The organism is Streptomyces sp. WAC 01529, from assembly GCF_003945545.1.
In the GTDB taxonomy this organism is placed as follows: domain Bacteria; phylum Actinomycetota; class Actinomycetes; order Streptomycetales; family Streptomycetaceae; genus Streptomyces; species Streptomyces anatolicus.
This window is the reverse complement of the sequence record NZ_CP029617.1, coordinates 310,209-332,014: the sequence shown is the minus strand read 5'-3', so window position 1 is coordinate 332,014 and position 21,806 is coordinate 310,209. Positions and strand designations below refer to the sequence as shown.

Sequence of the window (21,806 nt, the reverse complement as noted above, 5' to 3'; positions counted from 1 at the left end):
TCCGGCTATCTGTAAAAAATGTACAGGACGTACGTACCGCTCGCCGGGGGTTTCGTGGCGTGCGACGTCTAAGCTGGAGGGCATGGCCTACGAGATTCCCGTGACGCAAGCCCGGGCAGAGCTAGCCGAGCTGATCAACCGCGTCGTCTACGGCGGCGAGCGGGTCGTCGTCACGCGCCACGGCAAGCCCCTCGTGGCGCTCGTCTCCGCGGCCGACCTGGAACGCCTCGAAGAGGCCGCCGACGCCCCCGAGGAGCGGACGGTCACCACGGTCACCTCCATCGGCTCCGCACCGCCCGCGGGCGGCGAGCCGGAACCCCGCCGCTTCGGCATCGCGGCCGAACACCGCGGGCCCCAGGTGACGTAGGCGCGCGGGCCCGGCGCCGGGCCGAGGGCTCTCTGGCGGCCGACGAGCGCCGCCCGCGCGGGAGTTGGCGGTGTGCAGGGGGCCCTCTCGGGCGTGTCCCGCGCCCGGCACCGTCTCAGCCCACCGCCGCGGTCTCCCTCCGCGCCGAGGACCCCGCTGCCGCCGAGCGCCGCCCCCGCACCGCCCCGCCGAGAAGGACCGCCGCCAGCCCGAGCGCCACCCAGCCGCCCAGCGTCAGAGCGGGCGCCGCGGCCCCCGCGCCGTCGAAGAAGGAGACCGAGCGCAGCAGGGAGCCCCCGGCGCCCGGCGGGAGCAACTGCCCGATGAGCCCGAGCGGTTCGGGCAGCAGTCGCGGCGCCGAGGTGACGCCGGAGAACGGGTTGCCGAGCAGCACCATCAGCAGGGCGCCGCCCCCGATGCCCGCCGGGCCGAGCAGTGCTCCGAGACCTGCGACCGCGGCGCTCACCGCGAGGTGGAAGAGCCCCAACACCGCTGCCTCCGCCCACCAGTTGCCGGTGAGGACTCCCAGCCAGCTGTGCGCGAGCGCCGCCGCGACCACGCCGCCGAGCGCGGCGGCGGCGACCAGTGCGGCGACGGCGCGGATGCCGCGCGGCCCGCGCAGGGTGACGAGCGCCCCGGCGGCCACCCCCGCGATCGCCAGCGGCAGCACGCTCGACCCGAGCGCCGACCCTCTGGGATCGGCGGCGGGGGCGGGCACCACATCCACTGTCGGCACCTCCGCCGCGCCCTTGGGTGCCTGTTCGCGGACGGCCTGCTCCAGAAGCTGCGCCACGACCGGGCTCGCGGCCGTCGCCGTCAGCAGCTTGGGTCCGCGCTGCGTGGCGACGATCGCGCCGTATACGGTCCGCTCCCCGATGGCGGACCGCGCGGCGGCCTCATCGGCGTAACGGTGGACCTCGAACGCGCCCTCGTGCCGCTCGAGTTGCTGGACGACCGGGCCCGCGGCGGCGGCAGGCCCCGCGACGCCGATGGGCAGATCGCGCGGCGCGGCGCGCGCCGCGGGCCACGCGAAGGCCCAGAGCGCCAGGGCCACGAGCGCGGGGACCAGGAGAGCCACCCTCGCCATGCGGCGGCCGTCCGGTGACAGGGGTGAGGTGGGGGTGGGGTGAGGGGTGAGGTGGACACGGGTTCCTCACTGCGCTGCCTTGAACGCCGACGTGGAATTTAAAGAGAAGGATCGTTCGTTTTACGGAGTGCGGACACTGTCCTGCCGTGGGGATCGCTTGTCAAGAAGGAATGTTCGTTTTACTTTGGGAGCCATGGCCCGCGTATCCCAGGAACACCTCGACGCCCGCCGTCGCCAGATCCTCGACGGCGCCGCGCTCTGCTTCGCACGCAACGGCTTTCACGCCACGTCGATGCAGGACGTCCTGAAGGAGGTGGGCCTCTCGGCGGGCGCCGTCTACCGCTACTTCCCGGGCAAGGAGGAGCTGATCGCCGCCATCGCCTCCGAAGTGCTCACGGAGATCAGGGGCATCTTCGAGACCGCGGCCCGCCAGAGCCCTCCGCCGCCGCCGGACGTGCTGCTGGGCCAGGTGATCGGGGAGGTGCTCGACCTGCGCCCCGGCATGCGGCAGGACGGCATCTCGTACTTCCCGCGGCTGATGGTCCAGGTCTGGACGGAGACCCTGCGCAGCAAGGAGCTGTCGGCGGTCATGACCCATGTCTACGCCGAGGTGCGCGCCGCCTGGGTGAGCGTCGTCGAGGCGTACCAGGAAGCGGGCATGATGCGCACGGACGTACCCGCCGACCACGTCGCGCGGACCATGATCGCCGTGGTGCAGGGGTTCGCCGCGCAGTACGCCCTCTTCGAGGAGGTGCGCGTCGAGGCGCTCCAGGACGGCCTGCGGGCGCTGACGAGTATGGCGCGTCCCAGCTGACGGTCATGGGGCGGTCAACGGCTGGTTAACCTCGTTGAAACTCCTCCCAACTACCCTCCCCTCCCACGCCACCAGGGGTTTTCGTAGCGAGGGTGCGCAAGATCGCGCGCATTCGCTGTGTGTTACATCTATACCCGTCGCGGTGGCCGCGGCAGCCGGACCCCGCACGGTTCGGACGAGGACTGTGAGGTGGGACGCGTGCAACTGACCCCGCACGAGCAGGAGAGACTGCTCATCCATGTGGCGGCGGACGTGGCCGAGAAGCGAAGGGCGCGGGGGCTGCTGCTCAACCACCCCGAGTCGATCGCCCTCATCACCTCCCACATCCTCGAAGGCGCCAGGGACGGCCGCACGGTCGCCGAGCTGATGTCGTCGGGGCGCAGGGTCCTCACCCGCGACGACGTGATGGAGGGCATCCCCGAGATGATCCACGACGTCCAGGTCGAGGCCACCTTCCCGGACGGCACGAAACTCGTCACCGTCCACGACCCGATCGTCTGACGGGGGTCGCGCGCCTCATGCATGCCGCGACGCACGGCACGGGCCACGGCCTCGTCCCCGGGGAGATCCTCTTCGCGGACGAGCCCGTCCCCTTCAACGAGGGCCGCGAGGTCACCCGCCTCATGGTCCTCAACGCCGCCGACCGCCCCGTCCAGGTCGGCTCCCACTACCACTTCGCCGAGGCCAACCCGGGTCTGGACTTCGACCGCGGCGCCGCGCACGGGAAGCGGCTCAACATCGCCGCGGGGACAGCCGTGCGCTTCGAGCCCGGAATCCCCGTCGACGTCGAACTCGTCCCGCTGGCAGGCAAGCGCATCGTGCCCGGCCTGCGCGGCGAGACCGGAGGTGCCCTCGATGCCTGAGCTGTCCCGCGCCGCCTACGCCGACCTGTTCGGCCCCACGACCGGCGACCGGATCCGGCTCGCCGACACCGATCTGCTCGTCGAGATCGAGGAGGACCGCTCGGGCGGCCCCGGCCGGTCCGGCGACGAGTCGGTGTTCGGCGGCGGCAAGGTCATCCGCGAGTCGATGGGCCAGTCCCGCACCACCCGCGCCGAAGGAGCCCCGGACACCGTCATCACGGGCGCGGTGATCATCGACCACTGGGGGATCGTCAAGGCCGACATCGGCGTCCGGGACGGCCGCATCACCGGCATCGGCAAGTCCGGCAACCCCGACACGATGGACGGCGTCCACCCCGACCTCGTCATCGGCCCGGAGACCGAGGTCATCGCGGGCAACGGCAAGATCCTCACCGCCGGGGGCATCGACACCCACATCCACTTCATCTCGCCGACCATCGTCGACGAGGCGCTCGCCTCCGGCGTCACCACGCTCTTCGGCGGCGGCACGGGCCCCGCCGAGGGCAGCAAGGCGACCACGATCACCCCGGGCGCCTGGCACTTGGCGCGGATGTTCGCCGCCATGGAGTCCAGCCCGGTCAACATCGGCTTCCTCGGCAAGGGCAACACCGTCAACGCCGACTCCATGCACGCCCAGCTCCGCGCCGGCGCCGTCAGCTTCAAGATCCACGAGGACTGGGGCGCGACGCCCGCCGCCATCGACGCCTGTCTGAACGTCTGCGAGGAGACCGGCGCCCAACTCGCCGTCCACACCGACACGTTGAACGAGGCGGGCTTCATCGACGCCACCTTCGACGCGGTCGCGGGCCGCACCCTGCACGCCTTCCACGTCGAGGGCGCGGGCGGCGGACACGCCCCCGACATGATCACCGCGGTCTCGCTGCCGAACATGCTGCCCAGCTCGACCAACCCGACCCGGCCGCACACCGTCAACACCGTCGAGGAACACCTCGACATGCTGATGGTCTGCCACCACCTCAACCCGGCCGTCCCCGAGGACCTGGCCTTCGCCGAGTCCCGCATCCGGCCCACCACCATCGGCGCGGAGGACATCCTCCACGACCTCGGCGCCATCTCGATCATGTCCTCCGACTCCCAGGCGATGGGGCGCGTCGGCGAGGTCATCATGCGCACCTGGCAGACCGCGCACGTGATGAAGCGGCGCCGCGGCCTCCTGCCCGGCGACACCCGCGCCGACAACCGTCGCGCACGTCGCTATGTCGCCAAGTACACGATCAACGCCGCCGTCGCGCAGGGCATCGACCACGAACTCGGCTCGGTCGAGAGCGGCAAGCTCGCCGACCTCGTGCTGTGGGACCCGGCGTTCTTCGGCGTCAAGCCGCAGCTCGTCCTCAAGGGCGGACAGATCGCGTACGCGCAGATGGGCGACGCCAACGCGTCCATCCCCACCCCGCAGCCGGTCCTGCCGCGCCGCATGTTCGGCGCGCACGGCAAGGCCCCCGCCCTCAACTCGGTCAACTTCGTCACCCACTCGGCCCTGGACGACGGCCTTCCCGAACGCCTCGGCCTGGACAAGCCCTTCATGGCCATCCGCTCCACCCGCGGCCGCACCAAGGCGGACATGCGCGAGAACGACGCGCTGCCCCGCGTCGAGGTCGCCCCCGACAGCTTCGCCGTCACCATCGACGGCGAACTCGTCGAGCCGTCACCCGCCTCCCAACTGCCGCTCGCCCAGCGGTACTTCCTCTTCTGACGGCCCCGAAGACCCCTGGCGACGATCACATGTCACGCGCAGCACTCCTCGTCCTGGCAGACGGCCGCTTCCCCGCCGGTGGGCACGCCCACTCCGGCGGCGCCGAAGCGGCCGTCAAGGCGGGCCGTGTCACCGGGGCCGCGAGCCTGGAGGCCTTCTGCCGGGGGCGGCTGCACACCAGCGGCCTGGTGGCGGCCGCCCTCGCGGCGGCGGCCGCCCTCGGCGTCGACCCCGCCGCCCTGGACGAGGCGGCCGATGCCCGCACCCCCTCGCCCGCCCTGCGGATCGCGGCGCGCCGGCTCGGGCGGCAGATGATGCGGGCCGCCCGCGCCACCTGGCCGCACCCCGAACTCGACGCGCTGGCCCGGCGGTTCCCCAAGGGCGCCCACCAGCCGGTCGTCCTCGGCCTCACCGCCCGCGCCGCCGGGCTCGCGGCCGAAGACGCCGCGTACTGCTCGGCGTACGAAGGGATCAGTGGCCCGGCGACCGCCACCGTGCGGCTGCTGAGCCTCGACCCCTTCGACGCCACGGCGGTCCTCGCGCGACTCGTCCCCGATCTCGACCGGGTCGCACGGGAGGCGGTGGCGGCGGCGAGACGCGCCGCCGAGGAGGGCCCGGAGGCGCTGCCCGCGGCCTCGGCTCCGCTGCTGGAGATCGGTGCGGAGGCGCATGCGGCGTGGCCCGTGCGGTTGTTCGCCTCTTAGCGGCGCGCCGACTTTCCGTACCCGACCTGGGGGCTTCGCCCCCGAGACCCCCTATCGGCCTGAACGGCCTCGTCCTCAAACGCCGGACGGGCTGACTCGACCCGGATCATCATTGGAGCCCTTATGCACCTCGACCACTCCCACGACGGGCCCGCCGCCGTCAGCGCCGACGCCGTCCGGCCCGACGGGCGCCGCCGCGCGCTGCGCATCGGGCTCGGCGGACCCGTCGGCTCGGGCAAGACCGCGACCGTCGCCGCCCTGTGCCACGCGCTGCGCGCCGAGCTGTCCCTCGCCGTCGTCACCAACGACATCTACACCCGCGAGGACGCCGAGTTCCTGCTCCGCGAGGCCGTCCTGCCGACCGAGCGGATCACCGCCGTGGAGACCGGCGCCTGCCCGCACACCGCGATCCGCGACGACATCTCCGCCAACCTGGAGGCCGTGGAGGATCTGGAGGACGAGGTCGGGCCGCTCGACCTGATCCTCGTCGAGTCCGGCGGCGACAACCTCACCGCGACCTTCTCCAAGGGGCTCGTCGACGCGCAGATCTTCGTCATCGACGTGGCGGGAGGCGACGACATCCCGCGCAAGGGCGGCCCCGGCGTCACCACGGCCGACCTGCTCGTCGTCAACAAGACCGACCTCGCCCCGCACGTCGGCTCCGACCTCGCCCGGATGGCCGCCGACGCCAAGGCGCAGCGCGCCGAACTCCCCGTCATCTTCCAGTCGTTGCGCTCCGAGGAGGGTGTCGGCCCGGTCGCCGCCTGGGTGCGTGAGCAGTACGCCGCCTGGACCGCGTCGGCGTGACTGTCGACCTCGCCCCCCGCGGCCGTACGCGGCCGGGAAGCGGCGCGGGCCTTCGGGCCACCGCCCGCGCCGTGGCGTGCGCCGACGGGCGCGGCGGCACCGCCCTGCCCGTACTCGACGGCGAAGGGCCTCTCGCGCTGCGCCGCACCCGCTCGACCGGGCCGGCGGCGCGCGTCACGCTGGTCGGCGCGATGAGTGGCCCCCTCGGCGGCGACCACCTCACGGTCGAGGTCGCCGCACGCGAAGGCGCTGCCCTGCGCATCGGCTCCGCGGCGGCGACCCTCGCACTGCCCGGCCAGGCCAGGGAGACGGCACGCTACGACGTACGCCTCACCGTCGCCGAGGGCGCCGAACTGCACTGGCTGCCCGAGCAGTTGATCTCGGTGTGCGACAGCGACCTGCGGGTCACGACGCGCGCGGAGGTCGCCGCGGGAGGCCGCCTGGTGCTGCGCGAGGAGCAGGTGCTCGGCCGCACCGGCGAAGCCCCAGGCCGCCTGACCAGCCGTCTCACCGTGCGCTACGCGCAGGCGCCGCTGCTCGACCAGGAGTTGTCGTGCGGACCCGGCGCCCCCGGCGGCTGGGACGGCCCCGCCGTGCTCGCGGGGTATGGTGCACTCGGTCAACTCATCGTCGTACGACCGGAGTTCGAGCGCCACAAGCCGCAAGCCGCGCCACTGGGGGAGTGGGGCGCGCTCACCCCCTTGGCCGGGCCCGGCGTTCTGGTCACCGTCGTCGCTCCGGACGCGCTACGGGTACGCCGCATGCTGGATGAGGCCTTGCGCGACTTGACCTGAACCGCTCATCGCGAGGGGCCGAACCGTTTGGGCCTCCGCCCTCCTCGGGATGTACCTAGCAGACTCATGGGGGAGCCGATGGAACTGACGGAGTTGGTGTCACAGGCCGTGCGGGTGGTGACGGAGCCCGCCTCGGACCCCCGGACCGCGGCGGCCACCGCCGCCCGGCAAGGCGTCCTGGACCTCGTACGGAAGCGGCTCGGCGGCACGCCGTCGGGAGCGGCGGCCCTGGCGGCGGTGTCCGCGCGGCCCACCGACCCGGCCGCCCTCGCGGGGCTGCGCGACGAGTTGGACGCCGCGGTCCTGGCGGACCGCGACTTCGCCGCCGCGCTGGACGCGGCCCTGGCCCCGGTCGTCGGGCTCGGCCAGACGGACTCCGACCCCACCCGTGCGGGAGGCACCGCTCTGGGCGCGACCTGCCTCGCGCTGGCGACCTTCGTGGCGCTCCTGGTCCACGGCACCATCCAGGCCCTGAACGATGACACCGCCGACCCCTCCTCCGGCGAGGACTCGGCACAAGGCCGTTGAGCGGTGCGGAGCGCACCGTTTATCGGATCGGTAAAGAAAAAGCGCCCCGCCTGTTGTCAGGGACCCTACAGACGCAAGGATCCCCCGTACTGATCGAATCTGCTCGAATCGATGTGCGGGAGGCCCCACTTGAGACGGACCCGAGGGACCAGGCGGACGGCGGTGCTCGGTTCGGCGGGCACGCTCGTCGCGGCGACGCTCATAGCGGGGGCGATGGCCGCCCCGACGGCGAGCGCCGGCACGGAGGCGGGGGAGAAGGCCGGCACGGGGGCAGGTGCGGAGGCCGGCGTGCGTGCCCACTCCGGCAAGGACCGCGAGGCCCGCGGCGTCGCGCTCGCCGCCCGGCGCGCCGCCAAGGCCGGCATCGAGTGGAAGGACTGCCCGGCCGACTGGGGCCTGGAGAAGCCCATCCAGTGCGGCTGGGTCACCGTCCCCCTCGACTACGCGCGGCCCGACGGCAAGAAGATCAAGCTCGCCGTCGACCGCATCGGCAACACCGGCACCAAGGACGAGCGCCAGGGCGCCCTCGTCTACAACCCGGGCGGACCCGGCGCCTCCGGCCTGCGCTTCCCGCGCCGCGTCGTCACCAAGAACAAGCTGTGGGAGAAGACCGCGAAGGCATACGACTTCGTGGGCTTCGAGCCGCGCGGCGTCGGCCACTCGGCCCCCGTCTCCTGCGTCGACCCGCAGGAGTTCGTGAAGGCGCCCAAGCTCGACCCGATCCCCGACAGCGAGGCCGACAAGCGCGTCCAGCGCAAGCTCGCCGCCGAGTACGCGGACGGCTGCCAGGAGCGCAGCGGCGCACTCCTGCCGCACATGACCACGCCGAACACCGCCCGCGACCTGGACGTCATCCGCGCGGCACTCGGCGAGAGGAAGCTGAACTTCCTCGGCGTCTCCTACGGCACCTACCTGGGCGCGGTCTACAGCACCCTCTTCCCGGCCCACGTACGCCGTATGGTCTTCGACTCCGTGGTCAACCCCCGCACCGACAAGATCTGGTACGAGGTCAACCTCGACCAGGACGTCGCCTTCGAGAAGCGCCTCATCGACTGGATGACGTGGGTCGCGAAGAACGACGCCGTCTTCCACCTCGGCGACACCTACGGCGAGGTCCGCGCCCAGTGGGACAAGCTGCGCGCCACCGCGAAGAAGCAGCCCCTGGGCGGCGTCGTCGGCCCGGCCGAACTCCACTCGTACTTCCAGAACGCGCCCTACTACGACTCCTACTGGGTCCAGATCGCCACCCACTGGAGCAAGTACGTCGCCGGTGACCCGGGGCCCCTCATCGAGGCGGCGAGCCCCGACATGGACGACAAGGCGGGCAACGCAGCCCAGGAGAACGGCAACGCCGTCTACACCGCCGTCGAGTGCGCCGACGCCAAGTGGCCGCGCAGCTGGCGCAAGTGGGACCGCGACAACACCCGCATCCACCGGACGAGCCCCTTCTTCACCTGGGGCAACGCCTGGATGAACCTGCCCTGCGCGACCTGGTCGAGCAAGCAGCAGCGCCCGCTGGAGATCGAGAGCCGCAAGGGACTGCCGCCCACGCTGCTCGTCCAGTCCGCCCGTGACGCCGCCACGCCCTACCCCGGCGCCGTCGAACTGCACAAGCGCCTCAAGGGATCGCGCCTGGTCACCGAGGAGGACGCCGGTTCGCACGGGATCACCAACATCCCCAACCCGTGCCTCAACGACCGCGTCGACGCCTACCTGTTGACCGGGAAGCTGGACGCCTCCGACGTGACGTGCGCCCCGCACGCCACGCCGAAGCCGTAACGGCCCCTCGGCCCCCCGCTACTGGGAGATCGCCTCGGTCCGAGGCCGGGCGATCTCCCGGTAGTCCGCCGTCCGCAGCGCAAGCGACCGGTCCAGCCGCGCCGCGTTGAAGAAGATCTCCTCGTGCTCCAACAGGGCCGGATCCACGACGAGTTCCAGCTCCGGGTCGAACGAGAACGGCAGGATGGTCCCGCTCACGCTCCCCGAGAGCCGCTCCGCCACCTCCTGCGTCGCGAACCCGGCGTACGTCCCGCCGAGCAGCGCCTTGAGCGCGTTCAGATCGACGCGCCGGTCACCCGGCACCACGGCGAGGACGTACCGCTTCGTCTTCTTGCCGATCTTCACCATCACCACGATGCACTTGGCCGCCTGCTCCAAGGTGTTGCCGCGCAGCGCGCTCACCGCTTCCGTGGCGCCCTGCGGCTCATGCTCGATGACCCGGTACGCCGCCCCGCGCTCATCCAGCAGTCCCACCAACTTGGTGTACTGGGCGTGCTCTTCGCTCACTTGGCCCTCCCGTCGCGCCGATCAGGCGCCTTCCGCTCAGTCGTCGAAGAGATCGACTTCGCGATCATAGTTCGGGAACGCCACGGTCCGGACCGTCCCGCCGCGCCCTGGCGCTCGGCCTCCTCCGCCTTCACGACGGCCGCGTACTTGTCGACGTACTCCTGCCCGGAGAGCCCGAGGATCGCGTACATGATCTCGTCGGTGACGGCCCGCAGGACCGCCTTCTCGTTGTCCATGCCGACATAGCGGGAGAAGTCGAGGGGCTCGCCGAAGCGGATCGTCACGCGCCGGAAGTTCGGCATCTTCTGGCCCGGCGGCTGCGCCTCGAAGGTGCCGATCATCGCGCAGGGGATCACCGGGACCTCCGCCTTGAGCGCCATCGCCGCGACGCCCACCTTGCCCTTGTACAGCCGCCCGTCGTGCGAGCGCGTGCCCTCCGGGTAGATGCCGAGCAGTTCGCCCTTGCGCAGGACGCCGAGGCCCTCGCGGATCGCGGCCTGGCCCGCCTCCTTGCCCGAGCGGTCCACCGGGATCTGCCCCGCGCTGCGGAAGAAGGCGGCGGTCAGCCGGCCCTTGAGCCCGGGCCCCGTGAAGTACTCGGCCTTCGCGAGGAAGGTGATGCGGCGCTTGATGATCGCCGGCATCAGGAAATGATCGGAGAACGACAGATGGTTGCCCGCGACGATCGCGGCGCCCGACTCGGGCACGTGTTCAAGACCCTCGATTCTGGGCCGGAACATCAGCCGGAGCAGTGGGCCGAGGAGCACGTACTTGAGCAGTAGATAGAACATGGCGGCCGCCTTCCCCTGATCCAGGTGCCGACGCACAGTAGCCAATCGGCGACGCGGACGCGAGAGGCCGTTCGGGCCCTTGCGCACCGCCGGGCGGGCGACACACCGGCGAGGCGGCTCGACGCGCTCCGCGCGCGGAAGGTCCGCTGGCCTCTGCCCGGCGTCCCCGACGCCACGGACCGACGCCACAGCACGTCACCGTCACCCCCTCCGGAGGTTTCGCATGCGCCCGTTCACCGTCGCAGCCGCCGCCCTGATCGCCCTCGGCGCGGCCGTCCCCGCCCACGCCGCTGACGAGGCCCTCACCCCCAAGAAGCGCGGGCTCATCCTCACCGTCTCGGGCTCCGAGGACACCTGGATCCGCGGCGTCCTGCTGCGCTGTCGCCCCGAGCCCATGGGACCCCACCCGCACGCGGCCGAGGCGTGCGCGGCGATCGACCGGGCCAAGGGGAACTTCGACAGGCTCCCCGACGACCCGCACCTGTGCACCAAGCAGTACGACCCGGTCACCGTCAGCGCGACCGGGACCCACCGCAACCGGTCGGTCAGCTGGCACAAGACGTACGCGAACGCCTGCGAGATGGACGCGGACACCGGTTACGTCTTCCGGTTCTGAGGACGACGGCCTCACGCGGACCCGGCTGTCGCGCGGCACGGCGCCCCCGTGGAGCGCGACAGCACCACCGGCACCCCGCTCACGTGGCGCGCGAAACCACCATCCCGAGCGTGATCAGTCCGAGCACGACCCAGCCGAACCACAGCCAGCCGTTGCTTCCGAGCCCCACCGAGTAGGCCGTCACCATGACCAGGCCTCCGATGGTGAACCCACCCATGGTCTTCGTGGAACCGGGCATCGCTCAGCCTCCTCCCGGCAGCCTCCGGCGTCCGCACGCCGGGACCGCGGTCCGAAGACCATCGTCACCCCCGAAGCCCCTCCGGCGCTAGCGGCCGCGTGCGGCCAGTGAGGCCAGATAGGCGTTGTACGCCGCCAGCTCCTTGTCACCGTCACGGTCCGCGGCCCGGTCCTTGCGCCGCGACTCACGGTCCTCCGAGCGCCGCCACTGGAAGAGCAGGGCCACCAGGACCACCACGGAGGGGATCTCGCTGAACGCCCAGGCGATGCCGCCCGCCGCCTCCTGATCGGCCAGCGCGTCGATGCCCAGCGAGGCCGGCGGATGCATGTACGTGCCGATCATCGGCTGGGTCGCCATCATCAGCGCGATCCCGAAGAACGCGTGGAACGGCATGCCCGCGAACAGCTCCAGCATCCGCATCACATAGCCGGGGCGGTGCGGCCCCGGGTCGACGCCCATGATCGGCCAGAAGAAGACCAGGCCGACGGCGAGGAAGTGCACCATCATGCCGATGTGGCCGGCCTTGGAACCCATCAGCGTGTCGAAGAGCGGCGTGAAGTAGAGCCCGTACAGGCTCGCGATGAAGAGCGGGATCGTGAACGCCGGGTGCGTGACGATCCGCATGTACCGGCTGTGCAGCAGCCACAGCAGCCACTCGCGGGGCCCCTTGTGGCCGCGCGCCGCGACCGGCAGCGCCCGCAGCGCCAGCGTGATCGGCGCGCCGAGCAGCAGCAGGATCGGCGACAGCATGCTGATCACCATGTGCTGCACCATGTGCACGCTGAACATGACCATGCCGTAGTCGTTGAGCTTGGTGCACATCACGAGCAGGATGGTGAGGACGCCGAGCACGAAGGAGACCGTGCGGCCCACCGGCCACTTGTCACCGCGCCGCACGAGCCGCGCCACGCCCCACCCGTACAGGGCGAGGGCCACCAGGCAGCTGATGAGGAAGAAGGGGTCGGCGGAGAGTTCCAGGCCTCGCCCCAGCGTGAACGGCGGCAGATCCATGTTCATGCCGTGCCCGCTGTGATCCATCCAGTGGCTCCTGATTCGTGCGGATTGTGCGACGTGTGTCCGCACCAGAGTAGAACCGCCCCCGGCCGCTGAGGCGACCGGGGGCGGATAGTACAAAAGGCAACGGAACTAGAGGACGCACTCCGCTTCGGCGTACCGCTCGTCCGGCACCGTCTTCAGCGTCTCGACGGCCTCGGCGAGCGGCACCATCGTGATGTCCGTGCCGCGCAGCGCCGTCATCTTGCCGAACTCGCCGCGGTGCACGGCCTCCACGGCATGCCAGCCGAAACGCGTCGCGAGCACGCGGTCGTACGCGGTCGGGGTGCCGCCGCGCTGCACGTGCCCGAGGATGACCGGACGCGCCTCCTTGCCGAGGCGCTGCTCCAGTTCGAGGGAGAGCTGCCGGGCGATGCCGGCGAACCGCTCATGGCCGTAGACGTCCTTGATGCCCTCGTCGAACTCCATGGTGCCCGGGCGGGGCTTGGCGCCCTCGGCGGCCACGACGATCGCGAACTTCTTGCCCGCCGAGAAGCGCTCGGCGACCTTCGCGGTCAGTTCCTCGATGTCGAAGGGGCGCTCGGGGACGACGATGGCGTGCGCGCCCGCCGCCATGCCGGAGTGCAGGGCGATCCACCCCGTGTGGCGGCCCATGACCTCGACGATGAGCACGCGCTGGTGGGACTCGGCGGTGGTCTTGAGGCGGTCGAGCGCCTCCGTCGCGACGCCCACCGCGGTGTCGAAACCGAAGGTGACGTCGGTGACCGCGATGTCGTTGTCGATGGTCTTGGGTACGCCCACGATCGGCAGGCCCGCGTCCGACAGGAGCCGGGCCGCCTTCAGCGTGCCCTCGCCGCCGATCGGGATGATCGCGTCGAGACCCAGCTCCGCGAGATGGCCCCTGGCGCGCTCCACCCCGCCGCGCAGCTGTGCGGGCTGGACGCGCGAGGAGCCGAGGATCGTGCCGCCGCGGGCGAGGATGCCGCCCACCGCGTCGAGGTCGAGCTTGCGGTAATCGCATTCCAGGAGGCCTCGCCAGCCGTCGTGGAAGCCGATGACCTCGTCACCGTGGTCCGCCACCGCACGGTGCACGACGGAGCGGATGACGGCGTTCAGGCCGGGGCAGTCGCCGCCGGAGGTCAGGACACCAATGCGCATGGCGCAAAATACCTTTGCAACGTGGGCCGAATGGCCGGACCACGTCGTCCGGCTGGATCCCCGCCACCCTATAGGCGGCGGGGGGCGGGGCCGCATCAGGCGTCCGAGGGCTGGACGCCCCCGCTCACATGTGCGGGCGGGGCGTCAAGCGGGCTGCCGAGGCGGGGCCGGACAGCTGCTACGCGGGCTGCTGGGCGGCGTTGATGCGCTCGGCGCGCAGCGCCTCGTACCAGCGGTCGTCCGTCGGCGGCAGCGCGTTCACATCGAGGGCCAGCTTGAGCAGCAGGTCCGCGATGAGCGGGTTGCGGGCGAGGACCGGGCCGTGCATGTACGTGCCGAAGACCGTGCCGTTGTACGCGCCCTCGGTGCCGTCGCCCGTGCCGTTGCCCCGGCCGATCTTGACGTGGGCCAGCGGCCGCGCGGACGGGCCGATGTGCGTGACGCCCTGGTGGTTCTCGAAGCCGGTCAGCGGGGGCAGACCGAGCTGCGGGTCCAGGTCGGCGAGGACGTCGCCGACGCACCGCTCGCCCTCGCCGCGCGTGGAGACCACGTCGAGCAGGCCGAGGCCCGGCTCGCGCTGACCGAGGTCGTTGATGAACTCGTTGCCGATGATCTGGTAGCCGGCGCAGACCGAGAAGACGATCGCGCCGTTGCCCACGGCCCGCTGGAGGCCGCCGTCGCGGCGCAGCCGCTCGGCCGCGAGCCGCTGCGGGCGGTCCTCGCCGCCGCCGATCAGATAGATGTCGCCGGAGGTGGGGACCGGCTGGTCGCTGCGCACGTCGTAGCGCTCGACCTGGAGGCCGCGCTGTCGGGCGCGCCGCTCCACCACCAGGGCGTTGCCCTGGTCCCCGTACGTGCTGAGCAGGTCGGGGTAGACCCACACCAGCCGCAGGCTGTTGTCGCTCATGCTCATGTGTCCCTACGAAGGTCTAGAGGGGCCGGTGGGGTCAGTTGCCGACGCGGCGGCGCAGGTCCTGGAACGCGGTGTAGTTCGCGATCGTCTCGATGCGTCCCGGCGGGGCGAGCTGCACCGCCTCGTCGACGCTCTCGCAGACCCGGAAGTCCAGGCCCGCGACCTCCAGGCGCACGGCCAGGTCCAGCTTGCGGTCGCCGAGCACGAAGATCGGGTGACCGGCGAGCCGGGTGTAGTCGACGTCCCACAGCCAGGAGGTGTCCGTGCCGTCCGCGCCCCGGGCGTTGACGGAGAGGATCACCGGGGTCGGCGGCGGGTCGATCAGCGAGAACGTCTCCAGCCAGCCCGCGGGGTTCTTCGCGAGCAGCAGACGCAGGTCGCGGCCCTGGAACTGCACGACGTCATAGCGTCCGGCGACGGCCTGCACCTGGTACATGCGCTCCAGGGCGACCTGCGGCGGCACCCCGAAGACGGCGGCGACGGCGGCCGAGGACGTGGCGTTGGCCTTGTTCGCCCGGCCCGGGAGCTGGAGGTGGATCGGCCAGGCCGAGCCGTGCGGGTCCAGGACGTGGTCGCCGGAGAGCACCCAGCTGGGCGCGGGGCGGCGGAAGCCGCACTCGCCGCAGAACCAGTCGTCCCCGGGGCGCTGCATGACGCCGCCGCAGGACGGGCACGACCAGGCGTCGTCCTTCCACTCCTGGCCGGCCGCGACCCACACCACGTTCGGCGAGGAGGAGGCCGCCCAGACGACCAGCGGGTCGTCGGCGTTGGCGATGACGACGGCCTTCGAACCGGCCAGGCCCTCGCGCCACTTCTCGGCGAGCATGCGGGTCTCGGCGGCCCGGTCCAGCTGGTCGCGCGAGAGGTTCAGCAGCGCGATCGCCTTGGGGTCCACGTCACGGGCCACGCCCGCGAGGTACTTCTCGTCGACCTCGATCACGCCGTACTTGGCGTCGGAGCCGCCGGCGAGGGCCGAGGTGATTCCCGCAGGCATGTTCGCGCCGAGGGCGTTGGACACAACCGGGCCGCTGGCCCGCAGGGCCTCCGCGATCAGGCGCGTGGTGGTCGTCTTGCCGTTGGTGGCCGACACGAGGACCACGTCCAGGTGTGTGGCGAGCCGACCGAGCAGCTCGGGGTCGAGCCTGAGCGCGACCTTGCCGCCGATCACCGATCCGCTGCCGCGGCCCGCCGCGCGCGACACCGCCGCGGCCGCCTTGCCCGCCGTCACGGCCAGCTTGGCCCGCGGCGACAGCGGGTCCGTGTTGCCTGACATCTGTCGAGATCCTCCTTGCGTACGGCGCCGCGCCTGCCCCCGGCATCGTTTCTCTGCTCAGCCTATCGAGATCCGCTGACAAGCCCGAACCACGGCACCACCTCGGTGCCGCTGCACTCCATGGACCGTACTCTTGCCGTCATGCGACACGGCTCGATCCCGGGCGCCTCGGGGCGCGTACGAACTCTGACCCTGCTCGGTGACCCCGTGCTGCACACGGCCTGTGAGGAGGTCACCGACTTCGGCCCCGAACTGGGGCGCCTCATCGAGGACATGTTCGCGACGATGTACGCGGCCCAGGGCGTGGGCCTGGCCGCGAATCAGATCGGCGTGAGCAAGCGGGTGTTCGTCTACGACTGCCCGGACGACGAGGACGTCCGTCACCTCGGGCACGTGGTCAATCCGCGGCTCGTGGAGGCGGACGGCGTCACCGTGCGCGGACCCGAGGGCTGCCTCTCGCTGCCGGGCCTCGAAGCGGGCACGCCCCGCTTCGACCACGCGGTGGTCGAGGGGGTCGATCTGCGCGGTGAGCCCGTGAGGGTGCACGGTTCGGGCTGGTTCGCCCGCTGTCTCCAGCATGAGTGCGACCACCTGGAGGGCGGCGTCTACACCGACCGCGTCACCGGCTGGCGGCGCCGCAGGGTGCTGCGGGCCGCCGCCAGGGCCTCCTGGAACGTCTGAGGGTCCCCCGGGAGGACCCCCGGAGAACTCTCCGGGGGGCGCGAGCCGCTCTCCGGGGGTCAAAAGCCGGGGCCGCCGACGCGGTTGCCCGCCGCGGCGAGCCGCCCCCACAGCAGGTCGGCCAGGCTGCGGACCAACTGCTCGCGCGAGCAGGGCCGTTCACCGAGCCACCAGTCGCCCGCCGCGTGCATCATGCCGACGATGCCGTGCCCCCATACGCGGGCGAGCTGGGCGCTCTCGGGTCCGAGGTCGACGCGCTCCTCGATGACCTCCGCCAGCTCTTCGCCGAGGCGGCGCAGGAGGGGAGCGGAGTGCAGGCCGACGTCGAAGCCCTGCTCACCGGGGGAGGGGGCCTCGGAGGGGTGCATCAGGAACCGGTAGACCTGCGGGCGGGCCTCGATCGCCGCGAGGTAGGTGTCGAGCGTCGCCTCGACGCGCTCCCTGCGCTCGGCGGGGGCGTCCAGGGCGGCGCGCAGGGCTTCGAGCAGCGCGTCCGTGTGCCGCTTGGCGAGCGCGGCGTAGAGGCCGCCCTTGTCGCCGAAGTGGCGGTAGAGGATCGGCTTGGTGATGCCCGCCTCGGCGGCGATGGCGTTCATGGAGGCGCCGGGGCCGTCGCGGAGCACCACCCGGTCCGCTGCCTCGAGCAGCTCGCGCCGGCGACGTCGATGGTCCGCGGATCTCTGCTGATCCGCGTGGTGCGTGGTCTCCATAAGCGTTCTCTCCCCGCCCGTGCGATTGCGTGACGCACGCGCAACGTAACACCCGGCGTGTGGCGGGCATCGAACGGGCTGCCGGGAGTTGACACGGACTACTGGCCGGTAACAGACTTCCGTTACCGCTAGTAACGCCGCAGTTGATCGCAGGTCCTGGAGGGGTCATGGCCGAGTTCACCATGGAGCTCAACGACGAGCAGAAGGAGGTCCAGGAGTGGCTCCACGGGTTCGCCGCCGACGTGATCCGCCCCGCGGCCGCCGAGTGGGACGAGCGCGAGGAGACGCCCTGGCCCATCATCCAGGAGGCGGCGAAGCTCGGGATCTACTCCCTCGACTTCTACGCGCAGCAGTTCTTCGACCCCACCGGGCTCGGCATCCCGATGGCCACCGAGGAGATCTTCTGGGGCGACGCGGGCATCGGCCTGTCCATCATGGGCACGGGTCTGGCCGCCGTCGGCGTGCTCGCCAACGGCACCGAGGAGCAGGTCGGCACCTGGATCCCGCAGATGTACGGCGACGCGAACGACGTCAAGGTCGCCGCCTTCTGCTCCTCCGAGCCCGACGCCGGATCCGATGTGGCAGCCATGCGCACCCGCGCCGTCTACGACCAGGCCAAGGACGAGTGGGTCCTCAACGGCACCAAGACCTGGGCGACCAACGGCGGCATAGCCAACGTCCACGTCGTCGTCGCGGTCGTCGATGCCGAGCTGGGCTCGAAGGGGCACGCCTCCTTCATCGTCCCGCCGAACACGCCCGGCCTCTCCCAGGGGCAGAAGTTCAAGAAGCACGGCATCCGCGCCTCGCACACCGCCGAGGTCGTCCTCGAGGACGTACGGGTCCCGGGCCACTGCCTGCTCGGCGGCAAGGAGAAGCTGGACGAGCGCCTCGCCCGCGCGCGGGAGCGCGCCAAGGCCGGTGGGGAGCGCGTGAAGAACGCCGCGATGGCCACCTTCGAGGCGTCGCGCCCCGCGGTCGGCGCGATGGCGGTGGGGACCGCCCGTGCCGCGTACGAGGAGGCGCTGGAGTACGCCAAGACGCGCACGCAGTTCGGCCGCCCGATCATCGACAACCAGGGCATCGCCTTCCAGCTCGCCGACATGCGCACCCAGATCGACGCGGCCCGCCTCCTGGTGTGGCGCGCCTCGTGGATGGCGAGCACGGGCAAGAAGTTCGAGTCGGCCGAGGGCTCCATGTCGAAGCTCTACGCGAGCGAGGTCGCCAAGAAGGTCACCGCCCAGGCCGTGCAGATCCTCGGCGGCAACGGCTACACCCGCGAGTACCCGGTGGAGCGCATGCACCGCGACGCCGCCATCTACACGATCTTCGAGGGCACGAGCGAGATCCAGCGCCTGGTCATCGCGAGGACGCTGTCGGGCATGCCGATCCGCTGACCGCGGCGGAGCCAGTACTGCCTCAGGGCTGATACACGTACGGAGTGGTCGTGCACAGCGTCGCGAAGCCGAGGCGGTCCAGGATCGGGCGGCTGTCGTCGGAGGCGTCGACCTGGAGATAGCGGTATCCGCGCTCGGCGGCGATGCGGGCGCGGTAGGCCACCGTCGCGCGGTAGATGCCCTTGCCGCGCCAGTCGGGAGCGGTGCCGCCACCCCACAGGCCGGCGAAACCGGTGCCCGGGCGGAACTCCATCCGGGCACCGCACACCGGCCGCTCACCGGCCATGGCCACGACCGCGACGATCTCGTCCGGCGCCTCGGTCAGCTGGGCGAGCACCCGCTTGCCGAGCCGCTCGCTCAGCGCGGCGTCGTCCTCGCCGAACGCCGCCAGGTGCGCCTCGGCCATCAGCGCGACGCCCGCCGCGTCCCTCACCGGGACGAGCCTGACGCCCTCGGGCAACTCCGGTCCCGCGGGCAGGGCTTCGGCCTCGGCGACCATCACGGCCTCTTCGGGCTCGGCCACGAAACCGGCCGCGAGGAGCCGCTCGGCCAGGTCGGCGGGGCGGTCGTAGGAATGCAGCTTCCACTCGAACTCGCGTCCCGCGGCGGTGTAGTGGCGTACCTGCTCCGCGATGACACCGTCCGCCGTCGCCGCGTCGATGTCCGCCCACAGGACGCCGTTCCAGTCGCTCTCCGAGCCGGTCTGCCGCACCACGCCGCCGACGCGCTCGACGACCGTGCCCTTCTCGCTCAGCGTGTTCCGCCTGATCTGCCGGTCGAACGCGGCCAGTACCGCTGCGTGATCCATGCGGGTCACTCCAGCAGGGGCGGCAGGGGGCGGCAAGTGAATAAGACGGGGGGCCGGCGCTCAGGACTGCCAGTGGCAGCGGAGGGCGGCGGTGGTGAAGCCCGGGCCGTAGGCCACGGCGACGCCTCGCGCGTGGTCGGCGGGTGGTTCGTCGTGGGTGCGTTCGAGGACGCGGAACACGCTGACGCCGCCGAGGTTCCCCTCCGCGGCGAGCGTGGCGGTGGAGTGGCGGGCGGCGTGGGCGTCGAGGCCGAGAGCGGCCGCCGTGTCCTGGATGATGCGCGGACTGCCGGGGTGGACGACCGCGAAGTCGGCGCGGTAGGGGCCGAGCCAGTCCAGGACGGTGGGGAGCACGTCGTCGGCCGCGCTGAGCGCCTTCTTCGTGGAGTCGAAGTGGAAGCCGTCCGGGGCGATGCGTCCGCGGTAGCGGTCGAGGCTGTCCGGCAGCACGTATTCGAGGGAGTCCTCGATCGCGATCCCGGGGCCCAGGGGGGTGCCGGTGACGATCGTCGCGGCGGCGGAATCCCCGAACAACGCTTTGTAGATCATCGATTCGATGCTGGTGTCGTTGTGGTTGTAGACGCTGGAGATGACCTCCGCTGCCACCACGAGCACCTTGCTGCCCGGCCGTGCCGCCACCATGTCGGCGGCGCGGATGAGTGCCTGCGCACCTCCCGCGCAGGCCAGTGTGGTGAGCGCGAGATGCCGTGCCGTAGGCCGCAGGGCCAGCCGGTCCATGAGCCCGACGTCGAGGTTGGGCAGGGCCCAGCCGGTGCAGTGCGCCGTGACGATCGCGTCGATGTCCTCGCCGGCCAGGCCCGAGGCGTGCAGTGCGGCGGTGGCCGCGCGCTCGGCCATGCTGAGCGCGTCCGCGAAGGCGGCGCCCGCACGGTCCTCGATGCCCGCGGGCCCGGAGACCGTGGGTGCGTCGATGGGGCGGCTGAAATGGCGCGTGTCCACACCGCAGCCGCGTACGACCCGGAGGATGGCGCCGAGACGCGGATGGCCGGGGTGGTGGGCACGGATATCGTCGGCTATGTCGCCGGTGGTGACCTTGTGGTCGCCGAAGACGGTATGAGGTCTTGATACATAGGCAGGCACGCTGAGGCTCCCACGGGCTCGTTCGGGTGGGGGGTGCGGCACAACGTACTTCACCGCGCTGAGCCCGTCGCCTCTCGTGTAGGGAGGGCGTGGAGACCGTGAGGGGTGGGGGTCAGAAGGCCCGCAGCATCGGCGCCCGTACGTGCGACCGCTTCTCACCCGGATGGAAGACGAGGATGATGAGGCGCGCCCCGGGGGCCGTCATGGGCTGTGCGGCGCACATGGTGACCCAGCCAGGACCGAACTCGGCGTGCAGCAGGGGGCGCTCGTCCCCGTCCGGGTGCGGGAAGGCGGCACCGGCGGTGTAGAGCGGCGCCACCTCGGGGTCGGCGAGGATCTCCTTCTCGATCTGCCGCAGCACCTCGTCCTCGGGCCGGGTCGCGAGCGCGGCCCGCAGCTGCGGCAGGACCAGCGGAGCCCAGGCGGTGTGCCAGTTCGTCAGGACCTCGCGGCCGTCGAGCAGCATCCAGCGCATGGTGTTGGCCGGAACGTTCCTCCCGGGGAACAGGGCGGCGAAGGGCTCATTGTGGGCGAGCAGGTCCCAGGACGCGTCGGATACGTACGCGATGTGCCGGATCCCCTCGACGGCCTCCTGCCACACGCCGGGGATCTCCTTGCCCGACGTCGGGTGGAGCGGACCGGGGGGATCCTGAAGCAGCGCGTACCGGCAAAGGGAGACCCACTCCTGCTCATTGAGGCCGAAGAGGCGGGCGACGTCGCGAAGCAGCGTGGTCGGCGGGTTGGGGTAATTGCCGGACTCCAGGCGGTGGTACGTACCGAGCGTCCGGTGCAGGAGCTGGTCGACCTGATGCTGGGAGAGGCCCCGAGCACGCCGCCCCTGACCGCTGGGCCGGGAGAAGCCATGCGATTCGGGGGCAATGAGGGCGCGTCGTTCGCGGAGCAGTGCGCGGAGCGCCGTCTTGTTCATGGTGGGTAATCCCTCTTGGTTCACGCCGAGTTGGAGCGTGATCAGTCTAAATATTCGCAACTTCTTTGGTAATAAACATTGCCCGAAGAAAACGATCAGCCACTGCGGCATCATGGAGTGCGCGACCTCGTCGACCTGCAGCTTTGATCGTCGGCGAGTGCGTGGGTACAACTGTGGGGCATCTTGTCCGGGGCGCCTGAGAATGGCTGAAATTCCC

At 71.5% G+C, this 21,806-nt stretch carries 25 protein-coding genes; 13 read left to right on the top strand and 12 right to left on the bottom strand.

Translation table 11 applies throughout. From position 1 onward, the window contains the following. Positions 1–82 precede the first annotated feature (82 nt). Positions 83–367: a type II toxin-antitoxin system Phd/YefM family antitoxin gene (locus DMA15_RS01470; protein WP_125510843.1), complete on the top strand. Its 285-nt coding sequence runs from the start codon at positions 83–85 to the stop codon at positions 365–367. Between the two features lie 115 nt (positions 368–482). Here DMA15_RS01470 and DMA15_RS01465 read toward each other — a convergent pair whose 3' ends face one another. Continuing rightward, on the bottom strand, positions 483–1,454 hold the full coding sequence (locus DMA15_RS01465; protein ID WP_125510842.1) for an ABC transporter permease: 972 nt from the start codon (positions 1,452–1,454) through the stop codon (positions 483–485). A 193-nt stretch (positions 1,455–1,647) separates the two neighbouring features. Between DMA15_RS01465 and DMA15_RS01460 the strand changes: the two genes are divergently transcribed. The 9 genes from DMA15_RS01460 to DMA15_RS01420 all read left to right on the top strand — a co-directional run bounded on the left by DMA15_RS01460 (position 1,648) and on the right by DMA15_RS01420 (position 9,457). After that, a complete protein-coding gene (locus DMA15_RS01460; RefSeq protein ID WP_125510841.1) occupies positions 1,648–2,268 on the top strand; it encodes a TetR/AcrR family transcriptional regulator in 621 nt (206 codons plus the stop codon). 198 nt (positions 2,269–2,466) lie between these two features. Next, a complete protein-coding gene (locus DMA15_RS01455) occupies positions 2,467–2,769 on the top strand; it encodes an urease subunit gamma (protein WP_125510840.1) in 303 nt (100 codons plus the stop codon). 17 nt (positions 2,770–2,786) lie between these two features. After that, positions 2,787–3,131 carry an urease subunit beta gene (locus DMA15_RS01450; protein ID WP_125510839.1) on the top strand — a complete coding sequence of 115 codons (345 nt, stop codon included), beginning with the start codon at positions 2,787–2,789 and terminating at the stop codon, positions 3,129–3,131. Further along, entirely contained in the window at positions 3,124–4,845 is a 1,722-nt protein-coding gene (locus DMA15_RS01445; RefSeq protein ID WP_125510838.1) for an urease subunit alpha, read from the top strand. Before DMA15_RS01450 ends, DMA15_RS01445 begins: the two co-directional genes overlap by 8 nt. A gap of 29 nt (positions 4,846–4,874) precedes the next feature. Then, positions 4,875–5,549: an urease accessory UreF family protein gene (locus DMA15_RS01440; RefSeq protein ID WP_125510837.1), complete on the top strand. Its 675-nt coding sequence runs from the start codon at positions 4,875–4,877 to the stop codon at positions 5,547–5,549. 123 nt (positions 5,550–5,672) lie between these two features. Beyond that, positions 5,673–6,356: an urease accessory protein UreG gene (ureG, locus tag DMA15_RS01435; protein WP_125510836.1), complete on the top strand. Its 684-nt coding sequence runs from the start codon at positions 5,673–5,675 to the stop codon at positions 6,354–6,356. Beyond that, positions 6,353–7,150, top strand: a complete 798-nt coding sequence (locus DMA15_RS01430) for an urease accessory protein UreD (RefSeq protein ID WP_125510835.1) — start codon at positions 6,353–6,355, stop codon at positions 7,148–7,150. Before ureG ends, DMA15_RS01430 begins: the two co-directional genes overlap by 4 nt. A 66-nt stretch (positions 7,151–7,216) precedes the next feature. Continuing rightward, complete coding sequence (locus DMA15_RS01425; protein WP_125510834.1) at positions 7,217–7,678, top strand: hypothetical protein; 462 nt, start codon at positions 7,217–7,219, stop codon at positions 7,676–7,678. A gap of 129 nt (positions 7,679–7,807) precedes the next feature. Further along, entirely contained in the window at positions 7,808–9,457 is a 1,650-nt protein-coding gene (locus DMA15_RS01420; protein ID WP_125510833.1) for an alpha/beta hydrolase, read from the top strand. A gap of 18 nt (positions 9,458–9,475) precedes the next feature. Here DMA15_RS01420 and DMA15_RS01415 read toward each other — a convergent pair whose 3' ends face one another. Together DMA15_RS01415 and DMA15_RS01410 are read right to left on the bottom strand one after the other, a co-directional pair. Further along, positions 9,476–9,964, bottom strand: a complete 489-nt coding sequence (locus tag DMA15_RS01415; RefSeq protein ID WP_125510832.1) for a YbaK/EbsC family protein — start codon at positions 9,962–9,964, stop codon at positions 9,476–9,478. Further along, a complete protein-coding gene (locus tag DMA15_RS01410) occupies positions 9,961–10,755 on the bottom strand; it encodes a lysophospholipid acyltransferase family protein (protein ID WP_240659645.1) in 795 nt (264 codons plus the stop codon). Before DMA15_RS01410 ends, DMA15_RS01415 begins: the two co-directional genes overlap by 4 nt. A 223-nt stretch (positions 10,756–10,978) precedes the next feature. Here DMA15_RS01410 and DMA15_RS01405 point away from each other — a divergent pair, with 223 nt between their 5' ends. Further along, complete coding sequence (locus DMA15_RS01405) at positions 10,979–11,371, top strand: SSI family serine proteinase inhibitor (RefSeq protein ID WP_125510831.1); 393 nt, start codon at positions 10,979–10,981, stop codon at positions 11,369–11,371. 79 nt (positions 11,372–11,450) lie between these two features. Here the strand turns inward: DMA15_RS01405 and DMA15_RS36480 are convergent, their stop codons facing one another. The 5 genes from DMA15_RS36480 to DMA15_RS01385 form a co-directional block, all read right to left on the bottom strand. Further along, a complete protein-coding gene (locus DMA15_RS36480; protein ID WP_164551661.1) occupies positions 11,451–11,609 on the bottom strand; it encodes a hypothetical protein in 159 nt (52 codons plus the stop codon). An 87-nt stretch (positions 11,610–11,696) separates the two neighbouring features. Next, positions 11,697–12,647: a cytochrome c oxidase assembly protein gene (locus tag DMA15_RS01400; protein ID WP_125510830.1), complete on the bottom strand. Its 951-nt coding sequence runs from the start codon at positions 12,645–12,647 to the stop codon at positions 11,697–11,699. A 108-nt stretch (positions 12,648–12,755) separates the two neighbouring features. Then, positions 12,756–13,781, bottom strand: a complete 1,026-nt coding sequence (locus DMA15_RS01395; protein ID WP_125510829.1) for a 6-phosphofructokinase — start codon at positions 13,779–13,781, stop codon at positions 12,756–12,758. A gap of 178 nt (positions 13,782–13,959) precedes the next feature. Further along, complete coding sequence (locus tag DMA15_RS01390) at positions 13,960–14,688, bottom strand: glutamine amidotransferase (RefSeq protein ID WP_125510828.1); 729 nt, start codon at positions 14,686–14,688, stop codon at positions 13,960–13,962. A 40-nt stretch (positions 14,689–14,728) separates the two neighbouring features. Further along, positions 14,729–15,967, bottom strand: a complete 1,239-nt coding sequence (locus DMA15_RS01385; protein ID WP_030777505.1) for a MurT ligase domain-containing protein — start codon at positions 15,965–15,967, stop codon at positions 14,729–14,731. A gap of 141 nt (positions 15,968–16,108) precedes the next feature. Between DMA15_RS01385 and def the strand changes: the two genes are divergently transcribed. Continuing rightward, complete coding sequence (def, locus tag DMA15_RS01380) at positions 16,109–16,648, top strand: peptide deformylase (protein WP_206302612.1); 540 nt, start codon at positions 16,109–16,111, stop codon at positions 16,646–16,648. A 59-nt stretch (positions 16,649–16,707) separates the two neighbouring features. Here def and DMA15_RS01375 read toward each other — a convergent pair whose 3' ends face one another. Beyond that, positions 16,708–17,358: a TetR family transcriptional regulator gene (locus tag DMA15_RS01375; RefSeq protein ID WP_125510827.1), complete on the bottom strand. Its 651-nt coding sequence runs from the start codon at positions 17,356–17,358 to the stop codon at positions 16,708–16,710. A 167-nt stretch (positions 17,359–17,525) separates the two neighbouring features. Between DMA15_RS01375 and DMA15_RS01370 the strand changes: the two genes are divergently transcribed. Beyond that, positions 17,526–18,752, top strand: coding sequence for an acyl-CoA dehydrogenase family protein (locus DMA15_RS01370; RefSeq protein WP_125510826.1), 1,227 nt, complete (start codon positions 17,526–17,528; stop codon positions 18,750–18,752). A gap of 22 nt (positions 18,753–18,774) precedes the next feature. Here DMA15_RS01370 and DMA15_RS01365 read toward each other — a convergent pair whose 3' ends face one another. From DMA15_RS01365 to DMA15_RS01355, 3 genes are all read right to left on the bottom strand, one after another. After that, complete coding sequence (locus tag DMA15_RS01365) at positions 18,775–19,560, bottom strand: GNAT family N-acetyltransferase (RefSeq protein WP_125510825.1); 786 nt, start codon at positions 19,558–19,560, stop codon at positions 18,775–18,777. 60 nt (positions 19,561–19,620) lie between these two features. Beyond that, positions 19,621–20,661 (bottom strand): PhlD, encoded by a 1,041-nt coding sequence (locus DMA15_RS01360; RefSeq protein ID WP_125510824.1) that lies wholly within the window; start codon positions 20,659–20,661, stop codon positions 19,621–19,623. Positions 20,662–20,773: 112 nt separating this feature from the next. Continuing rightward, positions 20,774–21,760 carry a helix-turn-helix domain-containing protein gene (locus DMA15_RS01355; RefSeq protein WP_346428900.1) on the bottom strand — a complete coding sequence of 329 codons (987 nt, stop codon included), beginning with the start codon at positions 21,758–21,760 and terminating at the stop codon, positions 20,774–20,776. Positions 21,761–21,806: the final 46 nt, after the last annotated feature.

Coding starts and splice junctions, on each gene's coding strand:
- DMA15_RS01470 (WP_125510843.1), top strand. CDS start 83: ATGGCCTACGAGATTCCCGTGACGCAAGCCCGGGCAGAGCTAGCCGAG.
- DMA15_RS01465 (WP_125510842.1), bottom strand. CDS start 1,454: ATGGCGAGGGTGGCTCTCCTGGTCCCCGCGCTCGTGGCCCTGGCGCTC.
- DMA15_RS01460 (WP_125510841.1), top strand. CDS start 1,648: ATGGCCCGCGTATCCCAGGAACACCTCGACGCCCGCCGTCGCCAGATC.
- DMA15_RS01450 (WP_125510839.1), top strand. CDS start 2,787: ATGCATGCCGCGACGCACGGCACGGGCCACGGCCTCGTCCCCGGGGAG.
- DMA15_RS01445 (WP_125510838.1), top strand. CDS start 3,124: ATGCCTGAGCTGTCCCGCGCCGCCTACGCCGACCTGTTCGGCCCCACG.
- DMA15_RS01440 (WP_125510837.1), top strand. CDS start 4,875: ATGTCACGCGCAGCACTCCTCGTCCTGGCAGACGGCCGCTTCCCCGCC.
- ureG (WP_125510836.1), top strand. CDS start 5,673: ATGCACCTCGACCACTCCCACGACGGGCCCGCCGCCGTCAGCGCCGAC.
- DMA15_RS01425 (WP_125510834.1), top strand. CDS start 7,217: ATGGGGGAGCCGATGGAACTGACGGAGTTGGTGTCACAGGCCGTGCGG.
- DMA15_RS01410 (WP_240659645.1), bottom strand. CDS start 10,755: ATGTTCTATCTACTGCTCAAGTACGTGCTCCTCGGCCCACTGCTCCGG.
- DMA15_RS01405 (WP_125510831.1), top strand. CDS start 10,979: ATGCGCCCGTTCACCGTCGCAGCCGCCGCCCTGATCGCCCTCGGCGCG.
- DMA15_RS36480 (WP_164551661.1), bottom strand. CDS start 11,609: ATGCCCGGTTCCACGAAGACCATGGGTGGGTTCACCATCGGAGGCCTG.
- DMA15_RS01400 (WP_125510830.1), bottom strand. CDS start 12,647: ATGGATCACAGCGGGCACGGCATGAACATGGATCTGCCGCCGTTCACG.
- DMA15_RS01395 (WP_125510829.1), bottom strand. CDS start 13,781: ATGCGCATTGGTGTCCTGACCTCCGGCGGCGACTGCCCCGGCCTGAAC.
- DMA15_RS01390 (WP_125510828.1), bottom strand. CDS start 14,688: ATGAGCGACAACAGCCTGCGGCTGGTGTGGGTCTACCCCGACCTGCTC.
- DMA15_RS01385 (WP_030777505.1), bottom strand. CDS start 15,967: ATGTCAGGCAACACGGACCCGCTGTCGCCGCGGGCCAAGCTGGCCGTG.
- def (WP_206302612.1), top strand. CDS start 16,109: ATGCGACACGGCTCGATCCCGGGCGCCTCGGGGCGCGTACGAACTCTG.
- DMA15_RS01375 (WP_125510827.1), bottom strand. CDS start 17,358: ATGGAGACCACGCACCACGCGGATCAGCAGAGATCCGCGGACCATCGA.
- DMA15_RS01370 (WP_125510826.1), top strand. CDS start 17,526: ATGGCCGAGTTCACCATGGAGCTCAACGACGAGCAGAAGGAGGTCCAG.
- DMA15_RS01365 (WP_125510825.1), bottom strand. CDS start 19,560: ATGGATCACGCAGCGGTACTGGCCGCGTTCGACCGGCAGATCAGGCGG.